General features: G+C 53.2%; 2 tRNA genes and 1 rRNA gene. All 3 read left to right on the top strand.

Annotated elements, in window-relative coordinates:
* Positions 1 to 62, top strand: a 16S ribosomal RNA gene (locus tag ACNQPL_RS26690); the annotation flags it as partial.
* Between the two features lie 77 nt (positions 63 to 139).
* Positions 140 to 216 (top strand) — tRNA-Ile (locus ACNQPL_RS26685).
* Between the two features lie 6 nt (positions 217 to 222).
* A tRNA-Ala gene (locus tag ACNQPL_RS26680) sits at positions 223 to 298 on the top strand.
* Positions 299 to 357: the final 59 nt, after the last annotated feature.

Here is a 357-nt window from a genome sequence, read left to right as displayed (position 1 = left end):
TGACTGGGGTGAAGTCGTAACAAGGTAGCCGTAGGGGAACCTGCGGCTGGATCACCTCCTTAATCGACGACATCAGCCTGCTGATGAGCTCCCACACGAATTGCTTGATTCATATGTGAAGACGATCAAGACCCTATATAGGTCTGTAGCTCAGTTGGTTAGAGCGCACCCCTGATAAGGGTGAGGTCGGCAGTTCAAATCTGCCCAGACCTACCAATATGCGGGGCCATAGCTCAGCTGGGAGAGCGCCTGCCTTGCACGCAGGAGGTCAGCGGTTCGATCCCGCTTGGCTCCACCACTCTTGCTGTACCTTGATCAAACTCAGAAATGAGCATTCGCCTCGAATGTTGATTTCTG

This window comes from Pseudomonas sp. LFS044, from assembly GCF_047978245.1.
GTDB lineage: Bacteria > Pseudomonadota > Gammaproteobacteria > Pseudomonadales > Pseudomonadaceae > Aquipseudomonas.
Note: the sequence above shows the minus strand (reverse complement) of the source record. Positions and strands in the feature narration are given on the sequence as shown.